The organism is Microcystis sp. BLCC-F209, assembly GCF_041928595.1.
Classification (GTDB): Bacteria; Cyanobacteriota; Cyanobacteriia; order Cyanobacteriales; family Microcystaceae; genus Microcystis.
The window spans coordinates 1-4,496 of record NZ_JBHFLL010000054.1; the positions used below are offsets into that span (position 1 = coordinate 1).

Annotated in this window: 4 protein-coding genes and 1 pseudogene; 1 reads left to right on the top strand and 4 read right to left on the bottom strand. The window is 42.0% G+C overall.

Going from position 1 to position 4,496, the window contains the following annotated elements; translation table 11 throughout:
• Nucleotides 1-208 precede the first annotated feature (208 nt).
• The 4 genes and pseudogenes from ACE1AQ_RS03610 to ACE1AQ_RS03625 form a co-directional block, all read right to left on the bottom strand.
• Nucleotides 209-334: pseudogene (locus ACE1AQ_RS03610) on the bottom strand (ABC transporter ATP-binding protein); the annotation flags it as partial.
• 18 nt (nucleotides 335-352) lie between these two features.
• Entirely contained in the window at nucleotides 353-1,525 is a 1,173-nt protein-coding gene (gene devC / locus ACE1AQ_RS03615; RefSeq protein ID WP_110546095.1) for an ABC transporter permease DevC, read from the bottom strand.
• 83 nt (nucleotides 1,526-1,608) lie between these two features.
• The gene (locus ACE1AQ_RS03620) at nucleotides 1,609-2,892 is read right to left on the bottom strand and encodes an ABC exporter membrane fusion protein (RefSeq protein ID WP_110546094.1); all 1,284 of its coding nucleotides are present in this window, start codon (nucleotides 2,890-2,892) and stop codon (nucleotides 1,609-1,611) included.
• A gap of 31 nt (nucleotides 2,893-2,923) precedes the next feature.
• Nucleotides 2,924-3,496: a TetR/AcrR family transcriptional regulator gene (locus tag ACE1AQ_RS03625; protein WP_110546096.1), complete on the bottom strand. Its 573-nt coding sequence runs from the start codon at nucleotides 3,494-3,496 to the stop codon at nucleotides 2,924-2,926.
• Between the two features lie 135 nt (nucleotides 3,497-3,631).
• Between ACE1AQ_RS03625 and ACE1AQ_RS03630 the strand changes: the two genes are divergently transcribed.
• Nucleotides 3,632-3,922 carry a DUF2288 domain-containing protein gene (locus ACE1AQ_RS03630; RefSeq protein ID WP_002775585.1) on the top strand — a complete coding sequence of 97 codons (291 nt, stop codon included), beginning with the start codon at nucleotides 3,632-3,634 and terminating at the stop codon, nucleotides 3,920-3,922.
• Nucleotides 3,923-4,496 lie beyond the last annotated feature (574 nt).

A 4,496-nucleotide genomic window follows, 5' to 3' on the forward strand; every position in this document is an offset into this window, starting at 1 on the left:
AAAACAGCACTTTTTCTCGGTCAATGATTAGGATAAGTTATAACTTAAAAATTAATCAACAACTAAAGCTTATGCTTGTAGCTAAGTGAAATCATTGATTAAGAGACCTGTACTTTTCAATGACTTTTTCAGCAGACCCTATTTAAATAAGAGAATTTTATCGGTTCTTCGTTACTTGGTATGGTTCGGTAGGGTGTCATAAATCGACTAAATCCTTATCTGGCAAGAGATTTAATTCCCCCGTGCCAAAATAGTGATTTAAGCCTTTAATGGCAATTACGGGTTCATTCGGGCTAAAATCCCCTAATTCTCGCTCTTTTTGAAAAATCAGCATTATTTCACCCTTGATAGCTTAAAAAATATCGGCTGGATCTGCTGTCCTTAATTTGCCCATGGCGACAATTCCAGAGGCAATACACATAATAATTGTTAGGATTAAAACTTCGATCGCCCTAGCGGTAGTCATCACTATGGGTAAAAGTGTAGCGGAGGAAGCGAGATTATAAACACCGAGAGAGACGATAAACCCCGGTATATACCCCAAAACCGCTAGTAATAAAGCCTCTTGCATCAAAACCCCGACTAAATACCAATCACCGTAACCCATAGCTTTTAGGGTAGCGTATTCGGGTAAGTGATCGGTGACATCGGAATAGAGAATTTGATAGACAATGACGATACCGACGATAAAACCGACTACTGTACCTAACCCAAAGATAAAACCAATGGCTGTACCATTTGCCCAATAGGTTTTTTCCCTTTCAGCAAATTCTTCTAAAGTAAGGACTATTACTTCATTTTTAGGGAAAAGTGCCTGTAAATTGTCTTTTACTGCCTCGATATTTGCCCCCGGTTGCAGTTTAATCAGTCCTATATCGATTTCGTGGGGTTGACGTTCGGGAAAGAGCCTTAAAAAGGTAGAATCACTGGTAATGACGTTACTATCGGCAGCAAAGGAGGCACCAAGGGTAAAAATTCCCGCTACCTGTACCTCTTTTTTATTTAACTGAACTGTCAAATCGGGGTTTTTCTGGAGTAAATCGGCAATTAGACCGAATTCTGGTCTTCCTGCTTGATCGTACAACACGCGATTTAACATCTTTAGATCACTGGATTTTTGATTGACTTCTGGGAGAGTAAAAACCCGTTGACTGGGATCAAAACCAAAGACTAAAGTAGTTCTTTCTAGGGAAGTTTCGGGATTGCGCCACTGGGCAGAAGCAATATAAACTGAGGCTAAAGATTGAATGCCCTCGACTCTTTTAGCTTGGTACAAGCGATCGCGTGAGAAACTTTTCACGGCAAAGAGGGTATCAAATTGGGGATTAATCAGGACTAAATCCGCATCGAGGACATAATGGGGTTTAACGGAAGCATCAAATAAGGCATCCCGAAACCCCAACTGTGTAAAAATTAGGAAGTCAGCAAAAGCAATCCCGGCAATAGCTACAATCAAACGGGTTTTCTCTCGCGTCACCTGTAACCAAGATAGGGGCGTTTTTTTGAATAGATGGGTTAGTTTCATGGGGTGTTGGGTGTTGGGGTGTTGGGGTGTTGGGGTGTTGGGGTTTTAGTTAAAATTCCCCACTTCCCCACTTCCCCTAAAACCTACTCATTGATAGTTACAGTTACTTGGGAATTGGTTAAACCTGCCACTTTTTGACTGTTTTTGCGATCTAAGGCAATACGGACAGAGATAACTTTGCGATCAAAGTTTTCCCCCGGTTGATTGCTGAAGATATTTTGTTGGTCAACTTTTAAAGCAATTAAGCGCACTTTTCCCCTAACTTCGCCCTTAAACGCCGATCCGGTAATCGTGGCAGTTTGTCCCTCGCGAATTTTGCCGATATCGCTTTGATAGATTTCGGCAATTACTTCCATGCGCTCGGTTTCAGCGAGGTCAACAATTCCTTGATCGCTGATTTGTTCCCCGATACGGGTATTGACTTTAATCACTTTGCCGGTAATTGGCGATCGAATATAGGCCTGATTTAACTCGGTTTGGGCTTTTTTAACGGCAACTAGGGCAGCATTTACCTCCGCTTGGGCTGCCTGCACATCGACTCCCCGCACTTCCGAGACTTGATTTAAAGTGGATCTGGCCTCTTTGATCTGCTGTTGACCAGTGGATTCAATCCGGGTTAGGGTAGTCTTGGCTTCTTGTATCTGTTGTTTACCAGTGCGTTCAATTCTCTCTAGGGTAACTTTTGCTTCTGTTAGTTGTTGATTACTGGTTTCTAAATTCAGTCTTTTACTATCAAAACTAGAGGCGGAAATTGCCCCTTCTTGATAGAGTTTTTCGTAGCGATCAAATTCAGCTTTGGCATTGCGATATTCTGCTTCTAATTTGCCAATTGTCGCTTTTTGGGCGGCTATATCCCCTTCTAATTGCGCTGTTAATCTTTGAATAGTTGTCCTTTGGGTTGCTTGATCCCCTACCCATTGTGCTTCGATTTTTCGCACGTTAGCGGCATTAGCATCGATTTCGCCGACTTTTGCCCCAGCTTTCACCTGTTCTAGTTTGGCTGTGGCTACTTTCACCTGTTCTTGTGCCTGTCGCAGGTTATCCTCTAATCTTTCCCGACTTTCGAGAATGGCGATTATTTGTCCCGTTTTGACGCTATCTCCTTCATCGACTAATAATTGCTTGACTCGATCGGAATCAAGCAACATCGGGGCAGATATGCTGATAATTTCTGTCCTCGGTTCAATTCTGCCTAAAGCGGTGATTTTTTGCGGTGTGGGTGACGCAACTACAGGGGTTTTGGTTTCGGGTTTGGGGGCGACTTGGGAAAGACTATACAAGGTGGTTATTCCTAATAATCCTGTGCCTAATACTATTAACCCGATCATTAACTTTTGATTGGGTTTCACAAAAGTTTTACCTTTCATACTTTTTTAGTTAATAAGTGATTTTCGGGGATTAACAGTTTTTCTGCAAATAAGTAGTAAGAATTTTACCTAATAATTCCATTTGTTCATCGATCACAATCTGTTCATTGCACCACAGGCGCTCTAATATCAGTCCATTAATAACGCTGACAACTAACCAAGCTACACTCGGATCGCTAATACCTAAAATCTCGATTACTGCCTGATGATAGCGGCGATCAACGCGCTCAAAAAGTTGACTACGACTCAGTTCTTCTCGTCCTTGATATTGAGAATAATCAATCCATAAGAATAATTGTTTGATGCAGTAATCCTCGCGATTAGTCATAAATTTGCCGAGAATTTTTAGCTTTTCTATCAGGGTTTTTCCTCGATCAATCTCGGCTTTAGCTAATAAAACATCCTGCCGGCACATCTCCTCGACTAATTGCTCGAAAAGTGCCGCTTTACTGGGAAAGTAGTGGTACAGCGTTCCCGTGGACACTCCCAATCCTTGCGCTAATTCTCTCGTCGTCATGTTAGCATAGCCTTTCTCGGCAAAGAGTTCGGCACTTTTTAAGAGGAGTTCTTTTCGGTATTGTTCTACATCTACTATCTTAGGCATAAGTTTAATATCGAACATTCGTTATATTTTAGCTTAACATTACTATAAATGGGGAAATCGGCTCTCCCTTTGCCTGTATGCTAGAAAGAGGAGCTAATTCGTTATTGAGCGAGCTTTTTCGCAAGGATTGACAGTATGGGTAATATTCACGAGCAGTTATTAGAGGAATTAGCCGAAGTGGAGTGGAGTGACTTGATCCCCCATGCTCAAAGGGATGCGCTGATCCTAGTTTCCGATTCCCTCAATTTAATCGAAGTGGCAGAAGCGATCGCCGGTGATCAGGTTGCTCAAGTGCAGAATTGGATCGGGGAAAAACTACTGGAAAAACCGACACAAGAGCAGTTAAGCGATTGGAATTCCCATCCCGATAACCTTTTTAATACACTAATCGTGCAACCTTTTGTGTTAATTCAGAGCATAGCTTAGATAAAACCAAACCCCCCAATCTTGTGAGATTGAGGGGTAGGAAAGAATAATCCTGGCATCGAGCTATTGTCCCGGTCGGCAACCCGACAAGTATCTTGGACAGGATGGTTGCGTACAACTGGCTAATTGCTAAATATTAAACAATATTAAAAACCCCATTGGCAAAGGCGTTACCGAGTAATAATTCATTACCAGATGAATCCGTAATTAGACCCGATACCCCATCCGTATCGAGCATCAGTGTCTTACTAGCGTTTTTAAATCTACCTACTCCAAAGAATGATATGCCTGTCCATTCAACGGTAGATAGGTCAATGTTCCCAATCTTGATAGCAACACCTTTTTTAGTGTCCGCAATGCCATCTTTGCCAAAATTACCAGAAAAAATGAATTGATCTCCACTTTCTCCTGACGCATAAACATCATTGCCTAGCAGGGTAAGAGCATCTCAATTAGGCTTGACAAAAGGCTTTCAGCACAGCCATCATATAGTTATTATCCATGGCCGCCCGTTTACTTTTTTGTGCCAGACTACGTCGGTAAGTGGATTCCTGGTTAAGAGCGTTAAGTGCTA

Excerpts from the sequence above, each read along its gene's own strand:
- devC (WP_110546095.1), bottom strand. The coding sequence starts at position 1,525 with ATGAAACTAACCCATCTATTCAAAAAAACGCCCCTATCTTGGTTACAG.
- ACE1AQ_RS03620 (WP_110546094.1), bottom strand. The coding sequence starts at position 2,892 with ATGAAAGGTAAAACTTTTGTGAAACCCAATCAAAAGTTAATGATCGGG.
- ACE1AQ_RS03625 (WP_110546096.1), bottom strand. The coding sequence starts at position 3,496 with ATGCCTAAGATAGTAGATGTAGAACAATACCGAAAAGAACTCCTCTTA.
- ACE1AQ_RS03630 (WP_002775585.1), top strand. The coding sequence starts at position 3,632 with ATGGGTAATATTCACGAGCAGTTATTAGAGGAATTAGCCGAAGTGGAG.